The sequence below is a fragment of the Nocardia wallacei genome, from assembly GCF_014466955.1.
In the GTDB taxonomy this organism is placed as follows: domain Bacteria; phylum Actinomycetota; class Actinomycetes; order Mycobacteriales; family Mycobacteriaceae; genus Nocardia; species Nocardia wallacei.
Genome location: NZ_AP023396.1, coordinates 1,174,173 through 1,192,358, shown reverse-complemented (window position 1 = coordinate 1,192,358; position 18,186 = coordinate 1,174,173). Strand labels below are relative to the sequence as shown.

At 70.1% G+C, this 18,186-nt stretch carries 19 protein-coding genes; 8 read left to right on the top strand and 11 right to left on the bottom strand.

The features are described from left to right. Positions 1–4: 4 nt before the first annotated feature. Together NWFMUON74_RS05450 and NWFMUON74_RS05445 are read right to left on the bottom strand one after the other, a co-directional pair. The gene (locus tag NWFMUON74_RS05450; RefSeq protein ID WP_187686882.1) at positions 5–169 is read right to left on the bottom strand and encodes a hypothetical protein; all 165 of its coding nucleotides are present in this window, start codon (positions 167–169) and stop codon (positions 5–7) included. A gap of 10 nt (positions 170–179) precedes the next feature. After that, a complete protein-coding gene (locus NWFMUON74_RS05445) occupies positions 180–1,616 on the bottom strand; it encodes an MDR family MFS transporter (RefSeq protein ID WP_232110858.1) in 1,437 nt (478 codons plus the stop codon). A gap of 106 nt (positions 1,617–1,722) precedes the next feature. Here NWFMUON74_RS05445 and NWFMUON74_RS05440 point away from each other — a divergent pair, with 106 nt between their 5' ends. Together NWFMUON74_RS05440 and NWFMUON74_RS05435 are read left to right on the top strand one after the other, a co-directional pair. Beyond that, entirely contained in the window at positions 1,723–2,379 is a 657-nt protein-coding gene (locus NWFMUON74_RS05440; protein WP_187686881.1) for a DUF6153 family protein, read from the top strand. Positions 2,380–2,434: 55 nt separating this feature from the next. Beyond that, positions 2,435–3,070 carry a DUF305 domain-containing protein gene (locus NWFMUON74_RS05435; RefSeq protein ID WP_187686880.1) on the top strand — a complete coding sequence of 212 codons (636 nt, stop codon included), beginning with the start codon at positions 2,435–2,437 and terminating at the stop codon, positions 3,068–3,070. Positions 3,071–3,123: 53 nt separating this feature from the next. On the opposite strand, the gene NWFMUON74_RS05430 is transcribed toward NWFMUON74_RS05435, so the two are convergent. The 3 genes from NWFMUON74_RS05430 to NWFMUON74_RS05420 form a co-directional block, all read right to left on the bottom strand. Next, a complete protein-coding gene (locus tag NWFMUON74_RS05430; protein ID WP_187688945.1) occupies positions 3,124–3,411 on the bottom strand; it encodes a hypothetical protein in 288 nt (95 codons plus the stop codon). Positions 3,412–3,677: 266 nt separating this feature from the next. Beyond that, positions 3,678–5,354: a DUF885 domain-containing protein gene (locus tag NWFMUON74_RS05425; protein WP_232110857.1), complete on the bottom strand. Its 1,677-nt coding sequence runs from the start codon at positions 5,352–5,354 to the stop codon at positions 3,678–3,680. 57 nt (positions 5,355–5,411) lie between these two features. Further along, positions 5,412–6,317 carry an NADP-dependent oxidoreductase gene (locus NWFMUON74_RS05420; RefSeq protein ID WP_187686878.1) on the bottom strand — a complete coding sequence of 302 codons (906 nt, stop codon included), beginning with the start codon at positions 6,315–6,317 and terminating at the stop codon, positions 5,412–5,414. Between the two features lie 67 nt (positions 6,318–6,384). Between NWFMUON74_RS05420 and NWFMUON74_RS05415 the strand changes: the two genes are divergently transcribed. Next, positions 6,385–6,804 (top strand): winged helix-turn-helix transcriptional regulator, encoded by a 420-nt coding sequence (locus NWFMUON74_RS05415; protein ID WP_187686877.1) that lies wholly within the window; start codon positions 6,385–6,387, stop codon positions 6,802–6,804. A 168-nt stretch (positions 6,805–6,972) separates the two neighbouring features. Then, positions 6,973–8,175 carry a PucR family transcriptional regulator gene (locus tag NWFMUON74_RS05410; protein ID WP_187686876.1) on the top strand — a complete coding sequence of 401 codons (1,203 nt, stop codon included), beginning with the start codon at positions 6,973–6,975 and terminating at the stop codon, positions 8,173–8,175. On the opposite strand, the gene NWFMUON74_RS05405 is transcribed toward NWFMUON74_RS05410, so the two are convergent. From NWFMUON74_RS05405 to NWFMUON74_RS05390, 4 genes are all read right to left on the bottom strand, one after another. Further along, positions 8,176–8,829 carry a TetR/AcrR family transcriptional regulator gene (locus NWFMUON74_RS05405; RefSeq protein ID WP_187686875.1) on the bottom strand — a complete coding sequence of 218 codons (654 nt, stop codon included), beginning with the start codon at positions 8,827–8,829 and terminating at the stop codon, positions 8,176–8,178. Positions 8,830–8,894: 65 nt separating this feature from the next. Beyond that, positions 8,895–10,394, bottom strand: a complete 1,500-nt coding sequence (locus NWFMUON74_RS05400; RefSeq protein ID WP_187688944.1) for an amino acid permease — start codon at positions 10,392–10,394, stop codon at positions 8,895–8,897. A 145-nt stretch (positions 10,395–10,539) separates the two neighbouring features. After that, the gene (locus NWFMUON74_RS05395; protein ID WP_187686874.1) at positions 10,540–11,676 is read right to left on the bottom strand and encodes a phosphotransferase enzyme family protein; all 1,137 of its coding nucleotides are present in this window, start codon (positions 11,674–11,676) and stop codon (positions 10,540–10,542) included. Continuing rightward, complete coding sequence (locus NWFMUON74_RS05390; RefSeq protein ID WP_187686873.1) at positions 11,669–13,033, bottom strand: purine-cytosine permease family protein; 1,365 nt, start codon at positions 13,031–13,033, stop codon at positions 11,669–11,671. The genes NWFMUON74_RS05395 and NWFMUON74_RS05390 overlap by 8 nt, the downstream gene beginning before the upstream one ends. Positions 13,034–13,216: 183 nt before the next feature. On the opposite strand from NWFMUON74_RS05390, the gene NWFMUON74_RS05385 reads away from it, so the two are divergent. The 3 genes from NWFMUON74_RS05385 to NWFMUON74_RS05375 all read left to right on the top strand — a co-directional run bounded on the left by NWFMUON74_RS05385 (position 13,217) and on the right by NWFMUON74_RS05375 (position 15,513). Further along, positions 13,217–14,452 carry a glycosyltransferase 87 family protein gene (locus NWFMUON74_RS05385; RefSeq protein WP_232110856.1) on the top strand — a complete coding sequence of 412 codons (1,236 nt, stop codon included), beginning with the start codon at positions 13,217–13,219 and terminating at the stop codon, positions 14,450–14,452. Positions 14,453–14,471: 19 nt separating this feature from the next. Continuing rightward, complete coding sequence (locus NWFMUON74_RS05380) at positions 14,472–15,098, top strand: TetR/AcrR family transcriptional regulator (RefSeq protein WP_187686871.1); 627 nt, start codon at positions 14,472–14,474, stop codon at positions 15,096–15,098. A gap of 67 nt (positions 15,099–15,165) precedes the next feature. Next, a complete protein-coding gene (locus NWFMUON74_RS05375; protein WP_187686870.1) occupies positions 15,166–15,513 on the top strand; it encodes a hypothetical protein in 348 nt (115 codons plus the stop codon). 339 nt (positions 15,514–15,852) lie between these two features. Here NWFMUON74_RS05375 and NWFMUON74_RS05370 read toward each other — a convergent pair whose 3' ends face one another. Next, the gene (locus tag NWFMUON74_RS05370) at positions 15,853–16,254 is read right to left on the bottom strand and encodes a VOC family protein (protein ID WP_187686869.1); all 402 of its coding nucleotides are present in this window, start codon (positions 16,252–16,254) and stop codon (positions 15,853–15,855) included. 86 nt (positions 16,255–16,340) lie between these two features. On the opposite strand from NWFMUON74_RS05370, the gene NWFMUON74_RS05365 reads away from it, so the two are divergent. Then, positions 16,341–17,318 carry a helix-turn-helix transcriptional regulator gene (locus NWFMUON74_RS05365; RefSeq protein WP_187686868.1) on the top strand — a complete coding sequence of 326 codons (978 nt, stop codon included), beginning with the start codon at positions 16,341–16,343 and terminating at the stop codon, positions 17,316–17,318. Here the strand turns inward: NWFMUON74_RS05365 and NWFMUON74_RS05360 are convergent. Next, positions 17,293–18,186, bottom strand: coding sequence for a helix-turn-helix domain-containing protein (locus NWFMUON74_RS05360; protein WP_187686867.1), 894 nt, complete (start codon positions 18,184–18,186; stop codon positions 17,293–17,295). The genes NWFMUON74_RS05365 and NWFMUON74_RS05360 overlap by 26 nt on opposite strands.

Here is an 18,186-nt window from a genome sequence, read left to right as displayed (position 1 = left end):
CGGGCTATTCCTCCGAGGGCTGGTCGCGCGCCTCGGGGCGCGGGTTCAGGCGGACCACGCCGCGGTCGAGATCGAGCGAACCGATCTCGAACTGTTCACCCGTGCCCGCCTCGTCGTCGCTCTCCTTGCGCAATCTGCCGCCGTGGAGGAGTTCGCCGAACTGTCCCATGCGTCCCAGCCTACGCCGCGGGTACGTCCGGCGCGGCGTGTCCGGCCCGGTCACGCGGCAATGCCGCGGCTGCCAGCACCATGACGACGGCCATCGCCGCGACACCGGCGAACACCAGCCGGATCCCGGCGGCCAGCAGCGCGGGCTCGGGATTGCCGGCCGTACCGACCCGCATGTTCACCAGCGCGCCGAACACCGCCACACCGACCGCGCTGCCGATCGAGCGGGCGAACATATTGGCGCCCGTCACGACCCCGCGCTCGCTCCATTCGGCGGCGGTTTGCGCGGCGATCAGTGTCGGCGTGGCAACCAGTCCCAGCCCCGCGCCGACCACGAAACAGCTGAGCGCCACCTGCCACAGCCCGGAATCCGCGCCGAGCAACAGCGTCGACAGCGCGCCCAGCGCGGCCACGGCGCTGCCGATCAGCGCGGTCCCGCGAAACCCGATGCGCAGGTACAACCGGCCGGCCTGCGAGGCCGTGATCGGCCAGCCCAGGGTCAGCGCGCCCACGGCCAGCCCGGCCACCAGCGCACCCACGCCGAGCACGCCCTGCGCGAAAGTCGGTACGTACGAGGTCAATCCGAGCATGACGGCGCCGACGAGCAGCGAGGTCAGGCTGCTGGTGACGACGATGCGCCGGGTGAACACCCACAGCGGCAGGATCGGGTCGGCGGCCCCGCGCTCGGCGACCGCGAACAGCGCCAGCAGCAGCGCGCCGCCCGCGAACACCCCGATACCGACGGGCGAGACCCACGCCCAGGCGTGCCCGCCCTCCAGCAAGCCGAGAATCAGGGCGCCGGCCCCACCGGCGAGCAGGGCCGCGCCGAGGTAGTCGATCCGGCGCCGCTGCCGCCGGGGCGTGGTCTCGTGGAACGAGCGGACCAGCATCCATCCCGCCAACGCCGCCAGTGGCAGGTTGACCAGGAAGATCCAGCGCCAGCTGAGGTATTCGGAGAACACCCCGCCCAGCAGCGGGCCGAGCACCGAGGAGGCGGCCCACACGCTCGCCAGGTAGCCCTGTACGGTGGCGCGCTCCTCGAGGGTGTAGATGTCACCGGCGATGGTCATCGACATCGGCTGCACCGCACCCGCGCCGATGCCCTGGATCGCCCGGAAGACGATGAGCGCCACCATGCTCGTGGCGAGACCGCACAGCAGCGAGCCGAGCGCGAACACGGCGATGCCGAACAGCATCACCGGCTTGCGGCCGAAGGTGTCGGCGATCTTGCCGTAGATCGGCACCGTAATGGCCTGGGCCAGGAGGTAGATCGAGAACAACCACGGGAACTGCGCGAAGCCGCCGAGATCGGCGGTGATGGTGAGCACCGCCGTGGCGATGATGGTGGAATCCAGCGCCACCAGCGAGGTCGACAGCATCAGCGCGGCGAGGACGGCACCGCGCTCGGAGCGGAGCCCGATGGCAGGTTTCCCGGTGGCGACGGACAAGACAACCTCCGTTAGCTCGGCTCGACAACCGAATCGAACACGTCGAGCCCGCGCCTATTCCATACGGCTACGGGGTATAGGCAACCGAGCCCCTAGAATGGGCCGCGTGAGCGAGCAACCCCGGCCGCGCAGCGCCGACGCCGCCCTTGGCCGCGTCGCCGGTCCGCCGCGCCCGGCCCGGGCGCTCGGGTATCTCCGCGCCCTGGGCGTACTGGTGCTTCTGACGGGTGTCGCGCTGATGCACGCGGTCGTCTTCGCCCCGTCCCACGCCCACGCCGGTCCGGCCGGTCACACACCCGCCACCCCGACTCTCGCGCATACCGCCGGAGTAGCGCACACCCTGGGGCTCGCGCTCACGCACGCCCAGGGGCATGCCTCGATCGTCGGCGCCGACCACCTCGATCACGTCGGCGAGACCAGCCCGATGCCCGTGGCCGGCCAGGCTCACTCCGCACATGCACACGCGGGCCTCGAGCAGATCCGGGCGGGCGGGGTCGAGTCCATCGGGACGGTCGCACATCGGGATCCGCCTGCGACCGGCGATGCCGGTTGTGCCGATTGCGGGAACGCCCACCACGGTCTGCACGGGTGCGTCTTCGTGCTGGTGGCGTTGGCGTTGCTGCTCGGCTTGGTGATGCTGGCCTGGGTCGGCGCGCGGCGGCCCGGCGGCCGGTTGCGGGTCCGACTCCAGCCGTTCGCTGGGGCGCGGTCGCCGCCCTGGACGGTGCTCTCGCTACCGGAATTGTCGATTCTGCGGATCTGATGGACGCGGGTTCCCCGTCCACCTCAGCACGACCCCCTATTCCGAGGAGAACGACATGTCCCTCTCGCGTACCCGAATCACCTTGGCAGGCACCGGAATCGCCGCGGCGCTGCTCGTCGCCGGTTGTGGTGACGACTCCGGCGACACGACGGCCGCGCCCACCACCTCGGCGACCGGTATGTCGGATATGCCCGGCATGCACCACGGCACGCCGTCGAGCACCGCCGCCCCGACTCGAACCGACTTCACCGACGCCGACGTGACCTTCCTGCAGATGATGTATCCGCACCACGCGCAGGCCGTCGACATGGCGAAGCTGGTACCGGGCCGGACCCAGAATCAGCAGCTCGTCGCGCTGGCGGCGAATGTCGAGCGGGCACAGGCGCCCGAGATGCAGCGCTTCACCGAGTTGCTGAGCGCCTTCGGCAAGCCCGCGCCCAGCGCGATGGGGCACGAGATGCCCGGCATGATGTCGCAGGAGGAGATGACCGCGCTGCGCGACGCCACCGGGCCCGAATTCGACCGCAAGTGGCTGACCATGATGATCGCGCACCACCAGGGCGCGATCGATATGGCGAACACCGAACTGGCGCAGGGCGTCAACCCCGACGCCCGGACCCTCGCGCAGAGCATCAGCACCGCTCAGCAGGCGGAGATTCAGCAGATGCGGGCCATGCTCGGCCAGGGCTGAGCGCACGAGTCAGCGGGTGTGCCGGCCACCGGCACACCCGCACGGGTACCGGGTCAGCTGCCGATGACGGCGTTCATGATGGTGCCCGCGCTGGTCGCGACGCCACCACCGATCATGGCGCCCGCGATCATCTTCGGCGACTCCAGGGCACCGCCGCTCCACTTCTCCCAGGCGAACTTGCCACCGCCGTAGGTGACGGCCGTGACGCCGGACAGCAGAACGAACCAGGTGAAGTACCGGACCAATTTCATGAGCTTGTCGGCGGCCGGTGGGGTTTCCGGTGTCGGATTGCCGACCTGAGCCAGCACCGTGCTGTACATATCGTGGGCGGCGAGAACCATGCTCACGTTCGTGTCCTCTCGGATGCTGAGGTGATGCCGGTGTGAAGCAGTCCGCCCGAATGAGACGGTGGGCGGCGGGAGCATACTGGTATAACTCGTCGATCGACATCAATTGAACCGCATTTGCCAGCAACGCCGGAAGCAGACACACCAGATCGCCGCACGTGGTCATGCGTCCGGAAACCCACGGCCCGTTCGAGGCCGATTATTCGAACGTCCGGCACCGGGACACCCTCGTATGCGAGCCCGCGTCCCGGAGCGGCTGCCTACAGCGTGGCGGCCAGTTCCCGCAGCACCGGCAGGCTCACCGAGCCCGCACCCAGGACGACGTCGTGGAACGCCCGGATGTCGAAGTCCGCCCCGAGCCGTTCGGCCGCCAGCGCTCGCTGCCGGCGGATCTCCAGCTGACCCACCTTGTAGGCGACGGCCTGACCCGGGATGGCGATGTAGCGGTCGACCTCGACCAGGATCTCCGACACCGCGACCGGCGCGTTGGCGGTCATGAAGTCGATCGCCCGCTGCCGGCTCCAGCCCTTGGCGTGCAATCCGGTGTCGACCACCAGCCGGCACGAACGCCAGGAGTCGGCCGCCAGCATGCCGACCCGCGCGAGATCGTCGTCGTACAAACCCATTTCGTCGGCCAGCCGCTCGGTGTAGAGCGCCCACCCCTCCACGAAGGCGGTATTGCTGAACGACTGCCGCTGGAAGCGCGGCAACCTGTCGAGCTCGTTGGCGATGGTGAGTTGCAGGTGGTGGCCCGGAATGGCCTCGTGGTAGGCCACCGCGGCGGTCTCGAATCGGTTGCGGCCCTGCGCCTGGTGCAGGTTGACGAAGTACGCGCCGGGCCGGGAGCCGTCGGCGGCGGGCGGGAAGTAGTACGCGCCGGGTGCGTCCGCGGCCAGGAAGTCCGGGACCGGTGCGATCTCGCACCTTTCGCGCGGCAGCCGCCCGAACCAGCGCGGCATCTCGGCGGTCGCGGCACTCAGGCACCGCTTCGCGTCGGCGAGGATCTCCGCGCCGTCGGTGTAGCGCAGCGTGGCGTCCTCCCGCAGCCGCGCGAAGATGGCGGCCTGCTCGGTGGTGCCGAACAGCCGCTCGCCCACCTCGGCGTACTCCTCGCGCAGCAGCTCCAGCTCGGCCAGGCCCAGCGCGTGGATCTCGTCGGCGCCCAGGTCCGGCAGGGTGGTGTGGTGGCGGAGCAGGCGACGGTAGATGTCCTCTCCGTCAGCGCCCAGCCAGCACAGGCCGGGTCGGTCGTCGGGCCGTGCGGCGGGGAGCAGTTCGTCGGCGAGCATGTCGCGGTAGGCCTGGAAGGCCGGGCGGATCACGTCCCGGGCCACCTCGGACAGCGTTGCACGCCAAGCGTTTTCCTCATTCCACTCGGCAGGGCCGGGGAAGGTGACGAACGGGTCGGTCGCGAGGTCGCCGGCGAGGTAGCCGTCGAGCTGGTTGAGGGAGCGCTCGATGGTGATCCGGGCGGGCGTGCGACCGGCTCTCAGTCCCGCCCGGAACCGCTCGACCGCCTGGCCCAGCAGCGTGCCGAACTGCCGGTGCCGCCGCACGAGGGCCCACGCGTGCTCCGGGCGGGGCGCGTTGACCTGCGGGGCCAGCGTCAGGATGCCGGCGTGCACACCGTCCATCTGATCCGACGCCAGCTCCGCCGGTCGCCAGGACAGTCGATCGATCCCGGACTCGAGTTCGTTCTGCAGCAGGCTGCGGGTGATGCGGTCGCGCGCGTCCAGGCGCGCCGGATCCAGCACCGTCACCTCACCCAGCATCGCCTGCCAGGCCGACAGCAGCAGCTGTTCGGCCCCTTCGGACAGATCCTCGATGCGGTCGTCGAAGCGCCTGTCCCCCAGCAGGGTTGCCGAGCTGGGCGACGACTCGAGCACGCTGTCCCAATACCGTTCGGCGAGATCGATCAGCTCCTCGTGCGCGTCCATGGCGACCATCATGCCGCGCGGGCGGGCTCCCGCAATGGCATTTCCCCGCGGGTCACCTCACTCGGCCGCCCAGGGCAGCAGCACGATCTTGCCGCGGACCCGCCCGGATTCGCTGAGCTTGTGCGCCTCGGCCACATCCGCCAGCGACATCACCCGCTCGACCTCGATGTGCAGTTCGCCGCGCGCGGCCGATCCGGCGATCTCGCGCAATTCGGCGCCGGACGGCTCGACGTACATACGGACGTAGCGCGGGTCCCCCTCGGCGTCGGAGCCCTGCGTGTCGAGATACCGGCCGCCGGGGCGCAGCACTCGCAGCGAGCGCGAGCCGTAGTCGCCGCCGACCAGATCGAGGACGACATCGACATCGCGCACGGCCTCGGTGAAATCGACCGCCGTGTAGTCGATCAGCTCGTCGGCGCCGAGTCCGCGCAGGAAATCGTGATTGACGGCGCGGGCGGTGCCGATCACGTAGGCGCCCCGCGCCTTGGCGAATTGCACTGCGAGGTGGCCTATTCCACCGGCCGCGGCGTGGATGAGCAGGCGCTGCCCGGTCCGCAGCCCGGCGAGTGCCTGCCATCCGGTCAGCGCCACCACCGGCAACGCCGCGGCGTGCACGTGGTCGAGTTCGGCGGGCTTGTGGGCCAGCGAGTCCGCCGGTAGCACAACGTATTCCGCGTAGGCTCCGGACCGGTTCAGCAGCATGCCGAACACCTCGTCGCCGCGGTCGAAGCCCGTCACGCCGGGGCCGAGTTCGGCCACCGTACCCGACACGTCGAGGCCCAGCGTGAACGGCGGATCGCCGATCCGCGTCACCGAACCGGACCGCAGCTTCCAGTCGGCCGGGTTCACCGAGGTGGCGGCGACGCGCACCAGCACCTCTCCGGGCTGCGGCACCGGGCGGGGCAGGTCCACGGTCTCGAGCACGTCCGGGCCGCCGAATGTCTTCTGAGTGATCGCTCGCATGGCGTCGATTCTGTTGTGCCGTAGTATCCGTTGGGAAGAAGGCACTATTTCGATACCGAGGTACCCGATGGATACCATGTGTGACTGGGAAGCCGCTCCGGGCGGTCTGGTGGGCAGCTACCTGCACCGGTGTCCCGCGCGCGAGATCCTCGCCGTGCTCGCCGACAAGTGGGTACTGCTGGTGCTGGGTGTGCTGCGGGACGAGGGCGGCCCCATCCGGTTCAACGATCTGCGCCGCCGCCTCGACGGCATCACGCAGAAGATGCTCACCCAGACGCTGCGCACGCTGGAACGCGAGGGCCTGGTTCGCCGCTCGGTGTATCCGACCGTACCGCCGCGCGTGGAGTACTCACTGACCGACCTGGGCACCGATCTGGGCCGGGTCACCCATCTGCTGGGCGCCTGGACCGTCGAGCACAAGGACGAGATCCTCTCCGCGCGAGAGCGATTCGACGAACGTCAGGCCGCGGCGCCGACGCCACTGTGACCGGACGGAGCGCTCGAGCGCTACCGCCCGCCGGGGCGAGCAACCGAAAGTGTGCGGGGGCGCGGCACTTTCGAGACGGGAAGTTGCGCGGCCCCGGGTGCCGTCGCTAGGGTTGGCCGCCAATAGGAACGTGATAGTTCCTTGAATAACCCCAGCGCGGAGCCCTGCATGAGCGGACGCACACCTCACGATCTCCGGAGCCTGTCCCGGCAACTGGTCGGCCACTTCGCCACCCACGTGGCGGCCTGCGCCACGCTGCCCGGCGACGCCCTGCACGGTGACATCACCACCATCACCCGGGTCTGCCTGGAGCTGACGATCGATCTGCTCGAGGGCCGCGACCCGGCCGACAAGGTCGAGCGCCTGCAGCGCGCCGCGGCGGACTGGGCCCGCGAAGGCATCCCGATCGACACCGTGCACCACGCGGTGCACGAGGGGTTCCGGCTGTCGTTCGATCTCCTGCTGAACCGCACCGACCCCACCGACCGGCCCGAGAACCCCGCGCAGCTGCTGTTGCGCACCCTCGACACCATCACCCCCGCCGTCGCCCTGGCCTACGTGCGCGAGCACCAGGCGGCGGTCACCGAACACCACACCGCGGTGCACACCCTGGTCTCGGCGCTGCTCGCCGGGCACCCGACCTCCACGATGGCCCGGGAGAGCGGCATCGAGATCGCCCCCGCGTACGCCATTCTCGCGGTGCATGTTCCGCGCCATCGCGACGAGTCCCACCCCAACGTGGACCCGAAGGTCGTCGCGCGCCGCAAACTTCGCCGACTACAGGCGGAGCTGAGCGCCCGCTGCGGCGGCCGGGCGCTGTCGCTGCTGAGTGTGGACGGCGGCACGTTGCTGATCCCCGAGGACACGGCCGCCACCGACACCGTCACCACGGGCGGGCTCGACGAACTGGTGCTGGGGTTGTCCACGGCGGCGCAGGTGCCCGTCACGGCCACCGTGATCACCGCTGCGACCCAGCAGATTCCGGACGCCGCCGACCGGGCGCACGAACTGCTCGACATGGTGCTGCGACTGGACAGCACGCCCGGCCTGTACCGCTTCGCCGATCTGGCCATGGAATACCAGCTCACCCGCCCCGGCCCCGGACTGGACCGGCTCGGCGCGCTGCTCGATCCGCTGGACGCCTACCCCGATCTGCTCGAGACGCTGCGCCGGCATCTGGCGACGGGCCTGTCCCGCCAGCGCACGGCCCGCCAGCTGCAGGTGCACACCAATACCGTCGACTATCGGCTCAAGCGGATCGGCCAGCTCACCGGGCTGGATCCGGCGCAGCCCAGCGGGCTGTGGTACCTGCGGGCCGCACTCATCGCGCGCACCTATCGAGACGCCGTGCCCGGCAACGGAATTCGCTGATCAACGGCGCGCACCGCACAGCGTCAGCGCGGTGCGGGTGAACAACGGCGCCAGCTCGGGCAGCGCCGCCGCGCCGCGCTCGTGCAGGCAGGCGCGAATTCGATCGTCGATGCCGCCGAGCAGCATGTCGATCAGCTGCCCATCCGGTGCCGCCGCCAATTCCCCACGGCTGACGCCCAATCGGGCGACTTCGGCCAGGTAGTCGGCGAACAGCCGATGCACCCGCGCCCGATGCGCCACCAGCGGCGCTCCCGCCACCAGCGTCTCCACGTAGAGGGCGCGCGCGGCGGCGGGCTGGGTGGCCAGCACGGACAGGTAGGTCTCGAACAGCGCGTGCACCCGGTCGCGGAAGTTCACCGGATCCGCGGAGTCCATCGCCTCGCGTAACCGGCGCAGCCCCAGCTCGACGCCGTAATCGTAAGCGGCGGCGAAGCATTCGTCCTTACCGGCGAACATCGCGTAGAAGGTGCGCCGCGCCACCTGCGCCCGGGACACGATGTCGGCGACGGTGGTGGCGGAGTAACCGAGTTCGCCGACGGCCACCAGCGCCGCCCCACACAGTCGCCGGTATTGCGAGGACTGCACCTCGGCCCGGGACAGGCGGTGCCGGCCGCGGGGTAACGGACCGTTGCGGCCCTCGGTCTGCGCACTCATGCGAACAGAATATTGAGCCGAAGCCGAGCGCACGGCGACGGAGGACCTTCGCCCCGATTCGGCCGCTATTTCACGCCGGTGCGCAGCACCGAATGCCGTACTCCGTAGGCGAAATACAGTGCCAGGCCGATCACCATCCAGATCAGGAAGCGCAGCCAGGTCTCCACCGACAGGTTCAGCATCAGCCACAGGCACGCCAGCACGCCGAGGACCGGCACCACCGGCACCAGCGGCACCCGGAACCCGCGCGGCAGATCCGGCCGCGTCCGGCGCAGGATCAGCACGCCGATCGACACCAGCACGAACGCGAACAGCGTCCCGATATTGACCATTTCCTCGAGCGTGCCGAATTCCACGAACCCGGCGAGCACCGCGCACACCACACCGACGATGACGGTGATCCGCACCGGGGTGTTGCGCCGCCCGGTCTGCGCCAGCGACCGCGGCAGCAGCCCGTCGCGCGACATGGCGAACAGCACCCGGGTCTGGCCCAGGAACATCACCATCACCACGGTGGTCAGGCCCGCCAGCGCGCCGATCGAGATGATGTTCTTCGCCCAGGTGGCCCCGTGCAGCGCGAATGCCGTGGCGAGCGTGGCGTCCTTCCCGGCCAGATCCGTGTAGGGCACCATGCCGGTCAGCACCAGCGACACCACCACGTACAGCACCGTGACGATCAGCAGCGAGCCGAAGATGCCGCGCGGTACGTTGCGCTGCGGGTTCCTGGTCTCCTCGGCGGTGGTGGCGACCACGTCGAACCCGATGAACGCGAAGAACACCAGACTCGCCGCGGCCAGCAGGCCGTACCAGCCGAAGGTGCTGTTGCCCGCGCCGGTCAGCCAGGAGAACAGCGACTGGTGCACGCCGCTGCCGGCGTCGCTCGGCACCGACGGCGGGATGAACGGCTTCAGATTGGACGCCTTGAAGTAGGTCAGGCCGACGACCACCACCAGCGCGATCACCGCCAGTTTGATCGCGACCGCCACCGCCGACACCCGCGAGGACACCTTGGTGCCGATCACCAGCAGCACACCCAGCACCGCGATCAGCAGCACCGCGCCCCAGTCGAAGCTGACCGAGCCGAAATGCACGATCGGCGGGCGCGAGCCCATCACCTCGCCGAGATATTGCGACCAGCCCTTCGCCACCACCGACGCGGCCAGCGCGAATTCCAGGATCAGGTCCCAGCCGATGATCCAGGCGGCGAATTCACCGAACGTGGCGTAGGAGAAGGTGTACGCGCTGCCCGCCACCGGCACCGTCGACGCGAATTCGGCGTAGCACAGCGCGGTGAGCCCGCAGGCGATCGCGGCGAAGACGAATGCCAGCGACACCGAGGGGCCGGCGACATTGCCGGCGGTTCGCGCGGTGAGGGTGAAAATGCCGGCACCGACCACCACGGCGACACCGAAGACGGTGAGATCCCAGGCCGTCAGGTCGCGGCGCAGTTTCGCGTCGGGTTCGTCGGTATCACGGATGGATTGCTCGACACTTTTGGTGCGCAGCAATCCACCCCACCGGCCGGCCGACGCGGTGTCGGCGGCCTGCTGTTCTGGCTCCGGTATAGCCACAGTCCTTCTCCTCCGTCCGCGATGTCGCACCGGACATCGCGATTTTCAGACATGCCGGCAGAATTTAACAGCCGGAGGGTGTGATCTGCGTCTCGGGTTGCTGCTTTGATGCCAACCTGATGCGCACGGCGCACGCGAGTCAGCAGCACAAATGCGACAGCAGTTCGGCGAAGTCGCGGCCCGCCGGGCCGAACGCCCACCGGGTGTGGCCGAAAAGGTAATCGCGATAAGCGATCTCGGCATTCTCGCGATTCGGCTCGGGCAGCACCGTGAGAAAGTAGTCGATCTCCGACAGCTCGTACTCGACGTGGACCAGCGGGAACAGCGCGGGCAGGGCGCGGCGCTCGGCGGCGTCGAGCGGCCGCACCTCGCGGTAGGCGGCCAGGAAGGCGGCGAGCTGGTCGGTGTGTATCCGCGCGGGGCCACCGGCGCGCAGCGCGAGCCAGTCCACGGCGAATCGTTCGATCGCGGTGGCCAGATCGAACACCGCGACCGTGCGGTTGGCGAGACCGAAATCGATGACCGCGGTGATCTCGTCTCCGGCCCACAGCAGATTCGTGCCGTGCCAGTCGTTGTGGGTCCACAGCGGCGGCAGACCGGAGAGATCGACGCGCAGCGGGTCACCGCCCGCCGCCCGGCGCAGCGATTCCACCTCCGTCCGCCAGCCGCGCTGCTCGAGAAATGCCCCGACCGCGGGCCGAGCGGCCGCGCGGCGCGCGACGGATTCGGCGAAGTCGGTGCACAGCCCGGCCAGCAGCGGCCGCGGCGGCCGGACCGGCGCGTCGTAACCCGCGGCGGCCCGGTGCGTCCGGGCGAGCAGGTCGCCCGCGGCGGCCGCGTGCGCCACGGACCGATACGGCGACCAGGAGAAGTCGTCGCGGTAACGGTCCTCGCCCGCACCGGCGGACTGGACCTCATAGATGAACTCGCCACGCGAAAAGGATTGCCGCACGGGTGGATTCCGAATCCCCCGGATTCGCAGATGGGTCGCGAACGCGTGCTCCTCGGCCAGCGCCGCCGAGTCGCGCAGCGCCGTGGGCAGCCGCTTCACCACGACCCGCGTACCGTCCGCCAGCCGCACCCGGGCCGTGGACGACATCGGGCGCTGGCTGCGCCACTCGACGACGGCCGCACCCCGCCGCCCCGACTCGACCTGCTCCGTCGCGTCGCGGGCAGCGCGGTCGAGCACGAGGTCGATCTCGGCGAGTTCCAGTGCCGGCCAGTCGGGTTCGGCGAACGGGTGCTCGCCCATGCCGAACACGCGGTCGTCAGCCACGCGCGCGCCCGGCGAGCCGCCGTTCGACCGGCACCACCACGGCGGTCGCGAGCCCCGCGGCCAGGAAGGAGAACAGCGACGCCGACGACCACCAGCCCGGATGCACACCGACCGCGTTCCGCACAGCGGTCCACAGCCGTGCCCACCACGCCAGCGAACCGGGATTGAACACCTGATACACGGCGAATCCCAGCAGCCACGGCAGCAGCAGCAACGGCCGCGCCGGAGCCCGGCCCGACAGATCCCAGCCGTGCGCGCCGGGATCGGATCTGCCGCGCCCCCAGTAGAAGTCGACCACCAGCACCGCGCACAGCGGCACGAACACCGAACCGATCAGCAGCAGGAAGTTGGCGAAGCCGGTGAAGTCGTGCACCCCCAGCGCCAGCACCGTCGCCAGCACGCCCACCCCGGCCGCCAGGACGCGGCGGTCCACCCGCGGCAGCAAGTTCTGCAGCGACATCGCGGTCGAGTACACGTTGGCGAAGGACTGATCGGATTCGCGCAACACCAGCACCGCGAAGAACAGCCAGCCCGCCGCGACGCCGAGGAAGGTGTCGAAGATCCGGTCCGGGTCGCCGCCGACCTGGATCAGCGCCACCACACCCAGCAGATAGCACCAGACCTGCGCGACCGAGTAGCCGAGCATCGTGGCGCCGGCCGCGGCGCGCGCCGACTGCGCGTGCCGGGTGTAGTCGGCGGCCAGCGGCACGAACGACACCGCTACCGCGAGCGCCGTGTCCACGCCGGGAAAGAATCCGCTCCACGAGGTGTCCGAGACCCGCGGCAGCGGATGCCGCAGCAGTTGCACCGTGAAATAGAGCATCGAGATCGCGACCGCCACCGTCACGTACTTGCGCAGGATGTGCAGCACACTCAGCGGCCAGATCGCCATCACCGTGCACAGCACGCCCGCGGCCACCACTGCGACGCCGTGCGCGACCCGGTCGTGGGTCAGCACCCCGACGCCGCCGGAGATCACCGTCAGCTCGAACACGCCCCAGCCGACGCACTGCACGATGTTGGCCACCGTGGGCAGATACGACAGCCGGGTCCCGAACAGCCCGCGGAAGTTGGCCATGGCCGGTGCACCCGTCCGCGCACCCACCGCACCGGCCGCGGCGACCAGGCCGGTGCCGATCAGCGTACCGAGAACCGTGGCCAGCAACGCGCCCGCGATCGGCAGCCGCGGATATCCTTCGGGCTGCAGCACATAGACCGCACCGGTGAATCCGATGAGACTCACCCCGAGGTTGGCCCAGAAAGCGGTCTGGTCCCAGAACGACAGGCTGCGGGCCGGGTCGGTGGTCAGCACGAGGGGAGCCTCGGCGGAACGCCGGCGGGCACGGATGATCGTCATAGCGGCTCTCATGCTACGGACCGGGCAGCAAATTTCCGGCGGGAGCGGCGCGCCGGTCCCGGGGCACGGACACTCGGACCCGTGCGCGCACCGGGCACCGGCTTGCCGGTAACCTCTGGCCGGATGGTTAGTGTCTCCACTCCCCCGCAGCCGGACACCGCGACTCGACGGTTCGGGCGAAGAGTGTGGCTCGTTCCGGCCGCACTGATCGCCGCCGCCGTCGGGTGGCTGCGGCTGCCGAGCTGGCCACTCGAACCGATCAGCGGCGAATTCATCGACCTGCAGGTGTACCGGCTCGGGGTGCAGGCGTGGTGGCACGGGGCCGATATGTACGGGACGCTGCCGAAGACGACCCTGGGCGTCGGCCTGCCGTTCATCTACCCGCCGTTCGCGGCACTGGCGCTGAGCCCGTTCGCGATGCTGCCCATGCACGCCTCCGCGATCGCGTTCTTCGTGGTCTCCACCGCGGCGCTGGCGGTGACGCTCTACCTGGTGGCTCGGCGGTACTGGGACGGCAGCACCGAGATGGTGCTGTGGGCCACCGCCTGCGCGGTCCCGCTGGGCCTGCTGCTGGAGCCGGTGCACGCGACGCTGGACTTCGGCCAGGTGAACCTGATCCTGATGGTGCTGGTGGTCGCCGACTGCCTGACCGCGCGCCCCAAGTGGAAACGCGGCATGCTGATCGGCCTGGCCGCGGCCATCAAGCTGACCCCGGCGGCGTTCGTCCTCTATTTCCTGGTGCGTCGCGACTACAAGGCGGCGGCGACCGCGGCGATCACCGGCGCGGTCGCGAGCGCCCTCGCCTATGTGGTCATGCCCGGTGAGTCCACGCGGTACTGGTTCGGCGGCATGGGCAACGTGTCGGGATTGAGCGGATCGGCGTTCCACACCAACCAGTCGATCCAGGGCGTGCTGTCCCGCCTGCAGGTGCCCAAGCCGGAGTTCACGGTGATCTGGCTGGTGCTGGCGGTGGCGCTGCTGGCGCTGGTCGCGACGGCGATGCGGCAGGCCGCGGACACCCCGGCGCTGGCGCTGGCGTTCAACGCCGTCTTCACGCTGCTGGTCTCGCCGATCTCCTGGTCGCATCACTGGGTGTGGATCGCGCCGGGACTGCTGGCCGCGCTCGGCGCCGCGACTCGGCTGCCGCGGCGGCAGGCCCGGCTCTGGTACGCCGTCGTGGCGGCCACCGCGGTGGTGTTCGTCATCGGCCCGCAGAACTGGGAACCCGGCGACAACAACCGCGAATTCGACTGGACGCCTTGGCAACACGTGGTCGGCAACACCTACGTGTGGCTGAGCGTGCTGCTCGTGGCGGTGTACGTGCTGACGGGGCCGAAACCGTCCACCCGCGATCGGCTGCTGCCGGAGTCGCTGCGCGGACTGCGGACCCGCGCTGCGGCGAAGGTGGAGACCGCCTAACTGCCGTACGATCGGTCGTATGCATTCCTCCGAGGTCGAGATCTCCGACCGGCGGCTGCTGCGCGGCGCCCGGTCGCGGCAGACCGTGACCCGGTGCGCCGTCGACATCGCCTCCCTCGACGGACTGGACGGGCTGAGTTTCGGACGGCTCGCCGACGAACTCGGCATCAGCAAGGCGGGCATCCAGACGCTGTTCCGCACCAAGGAGAAGTTGCAGCTGGCGACCGTGGCCGCGGCGGGCGCCATCTTCGCCGAGCGGGTGGTCGAGCCCGCCGCCGCGGCCGCCCGGGGCGCCACTCGGCTGCGGGCGCTGGTCGACAACTGGCTGGCCTACGCCACCGAGCCGGTGTTCCCCGGCGGCTGCTTCTGGAGTGCCAACCTGCCCGAATTCGACAGCCGGCCGGGCCCGGTCCGGGACGCGCTGGCGCAGCAGCATCGGGACTGGGTCGCACTGCTCGCCCGCGAGGCGGGTGCGGCCGTCACCGCCGGGGATCTGCACGACACCGATCCCGAACTTCTCGCCTTCCAGCTCGCGGCCGTCCTCACCGCGGCCAATACCGCGCTGCGACTGGGTGATTCGCACGGCATCGACACCGCGCACCGCGTGCTGGACGGGCTGCTCGGCAGTCCCCCCGTGGGCCGTTAGGGTCGCTCCCCGGTCGCGAGACCGCCTTCCGAGCCCGAAAGATCCCGATCCGCCCTACACTGAGCGCGTGCGTCTTCGACGGCTGTTCACCCTGCCCCTGTTCGCCCTGGTCATCCCGCTGAGCGTGGCCGCATGCACCGCGGAGGGCGCCGGCACCAAGACCGAGTGCGCCGTCAGCGGGTGCACCGTCACCTTCCAGCGCGGCGTGAACGCCAAGGCGAGCATCCTCGGCGTGGAGGCGGAACTGCTTGCCGTGAACGGCAATACCGTCACCCTGAAGGTGGCCGGGCAGCAGGTGGATGTTCCGGTCGGCGAGACCAGGCCCGCCGACGGTCTCGACATCACGGTCCAGGAGGTCAACCCGGACAATGTCGTGGTGCGCCTGAACACGGGACTGTCCGGCAACCCGTCCTAGCGCCGGCACACGCAGCGCGGCCCGGCCCCGAAAGGCCGGGCCGACCGACACCGCGGTTCATCGGGCCGTGTGCACGAACCAGCCCGGTACACGGTGTACTCGGCGGGTCCTCACCACCCGCCGAGCAGGCCTTGATTCTGGATCGCCAGCGACTGCGCGTTGTCGGCGCCCACGAACGGTAACAGGGCCAGGAAAACTAACATCGACATCGAGGGGCTCCTCCGTGTTCGCGTCGGTTTCGACGGGTTCTACCGCCCCAGAATTACCCGTATTCGCACGCGGCGAACCACCGATCAGGCCCCGGCGCACGCGCGCCGGGGCACCGCCCGCCGAAGTAGTTCAGGCGCCGCGGATCTCGGCGTACATGTCCAGGTAGTGCTGGTTGAACATCACCCCGAGGATGTTGCCGAACGGGTCCACCACCGACGCGGTGACGAAGCCCGGACCATGCTCGCGGGGCGCCTGAAACTCCTTCGCGCCCAGGGCGAGCAGGCGGTCGAACGCCGCGGGCAGGTCGTCGACGTGCCAGTGCAGGATCTCGCCGCCCGGCTCGGTGGGCTCCCCCGGCGGGCGGAAGCGGCCGTCGATGAGGCCGAACTCCTGTGAGTAGTCGCCCACCCGGAATTCGACGTAGCCGGGCACGTGGTAGTAGGCCGTCATGCCGAAGACCTCGCTGTACCACCGCTCGGCCGCGTCCAGATCGTCGGCGTAGAACGCGACATGGGCCATTCCTCGCAACATCGGTTTCTCCGTTCGTCGTGTTGTGCTTCCATCGTCGGCGGCAAAGTGCTCATCGAATGAGCGCTTTTGCGGGCAGAATTTTCGGTATGCGTGCGGATCGACTCGTGGCGACCTTGTTGCTGATGCAGGACCGGGGGCGGGTGACCGCGGCCGAGGTGGCCGCCGAACTGGAGGTGTCGGTCGCGACCGCCCGGCGCGACCTGGAGGCCCTGTCCGCGGCGGGCGTCCCGGTGTACGCGCAGCCCGGTCGCGGCGGCGGCTGGCAGTTGATCGGCGGCGCCCGCACCAATCTCAGCGGGCTGACCGCCTCGGAGGCACAGGCCCTGTTCCTGCTCCTCGGACCGGCGGCCACCGCCGCGCCCGGTGTGCGCTCGGCGCTGCGGAAACTCTTGCGCGCCTTGCCCGAGACGTTCCGGACCGAGGCCCGCGCCGCCGCCGACGCGGTGGTGGTCGACCCGGTGGGCTGGGGCGGGCGGGAGGCCGCCGCCCCCGAACTGGTCGGCCGGCTACAGCAGGCGGTGGTGCGCCGCAGCCGGCTCGAGCTGGTGTACGAACGCCGCGGCGAACGCTCGCGGCGCCAGGTCGATCCGTGGGGACTGGTCGACAAGGACGGCATCTGGTACCTCGTCGCCGGCACCGACCGCGGGCGGCGCACCTTCCGCGTCGACCGCGTCCACGCCGCCGAACCGACCGGCGAAACCTTCGATATCCCAGGCGATTTCGTGTTGGCCGCGGCATGGGAGGAGGTGGTCGGCGAGGTCGAGCAGCACCGCGCGGCCACCTCGGCGACCGTCCTGATCTCCGACGACCTGGCGCCCATCCTGCACAAACAGCAGGGCCGGCACTGCGTGGTCGACGGCCCGGCGGGCGAGGGCCGCACCCGGGTCCGCGTCACCGCGCCGACGCCACTGATGATCGCGCAGCAGCTGGCGGGATGGGGCGCGGCGATCGAGGTCACCGGCCCACCGGCGGTGCGCACCGAACTCGCCCGGCTGGGAGCGGAACTGGTCGAACGCTATCGCGAGGCCCGCGACGGGGTCACAGGCTCGCGACGGCGTCCTTGATCATCTGCCGCGACTTCTCCGTCGGTGCGGCCTGGATGCTCAGCCGGTCCATGACACGGCGGTACAGCTCCAGATCCTTCGCGCTGTCCAGGTACAGCGCACTGGTCAGTTGTTCGATGTAGACGATGTCGGGCAGCTCCTGCTCGGCGAAGCGCAGGATCGCGAACGAACTGCCCACCGCCGCATGGCCGCCCGCGGCGTACGGCAGCACCTGCAGCGTCACGTTCGGCCGCGCGGACATCTCGACCAGATGCTCCAACTGCTCGCGCAGCACCGCGTTGCCGCCGACCGGGCGATGCAGCACGGTCTCGTCCACGATGGCCCACAGCGTCGGGGCGCTCGGCCGGTCGAGGACCTCCTGGCGACGCAGGCGCAGCTCGACCCGGCGGGCGGCCTCGCCCTCCTCGTGGCCGAGTTCGACGACGGCGCGGGTGTAGGCCTCGGTCTGCAGCAGGCCCGGAACCAGTTGCGCCTCAAAGGTTCTGATGGAGTGCGCGGCGTGTTCGAGGCCGATGTAGGTCTCGAACCACTGCGGTAGCAGGTCGCTGTAGCGATGCCACCAGCCCGGCCGGTTGGCCGTGCGGACGAGTTCGAGGAACGACTCGCGCTCCTCGGGGTCGACGACGCCGTACAGCGTCAGCAGGTCGCGGATGTCGCGTTCCTTGAAGCCGGTGCGGCCCAGTTCCAGACGGCTGATCTTGGCGTGCGAACCGCGGATGTGCTCGCCGGCGTCCTCGCGGCTGATCCCGCGCTGCTCACGTAGCTTGCGCAGCTGCCCGCCGACCGCGATCCGCAGCGCCGTCGGACCACGCTCGGCCACAAGCGAATCCACACTGCCGACCCGAAACTCACCCGGATCCGGAATCAT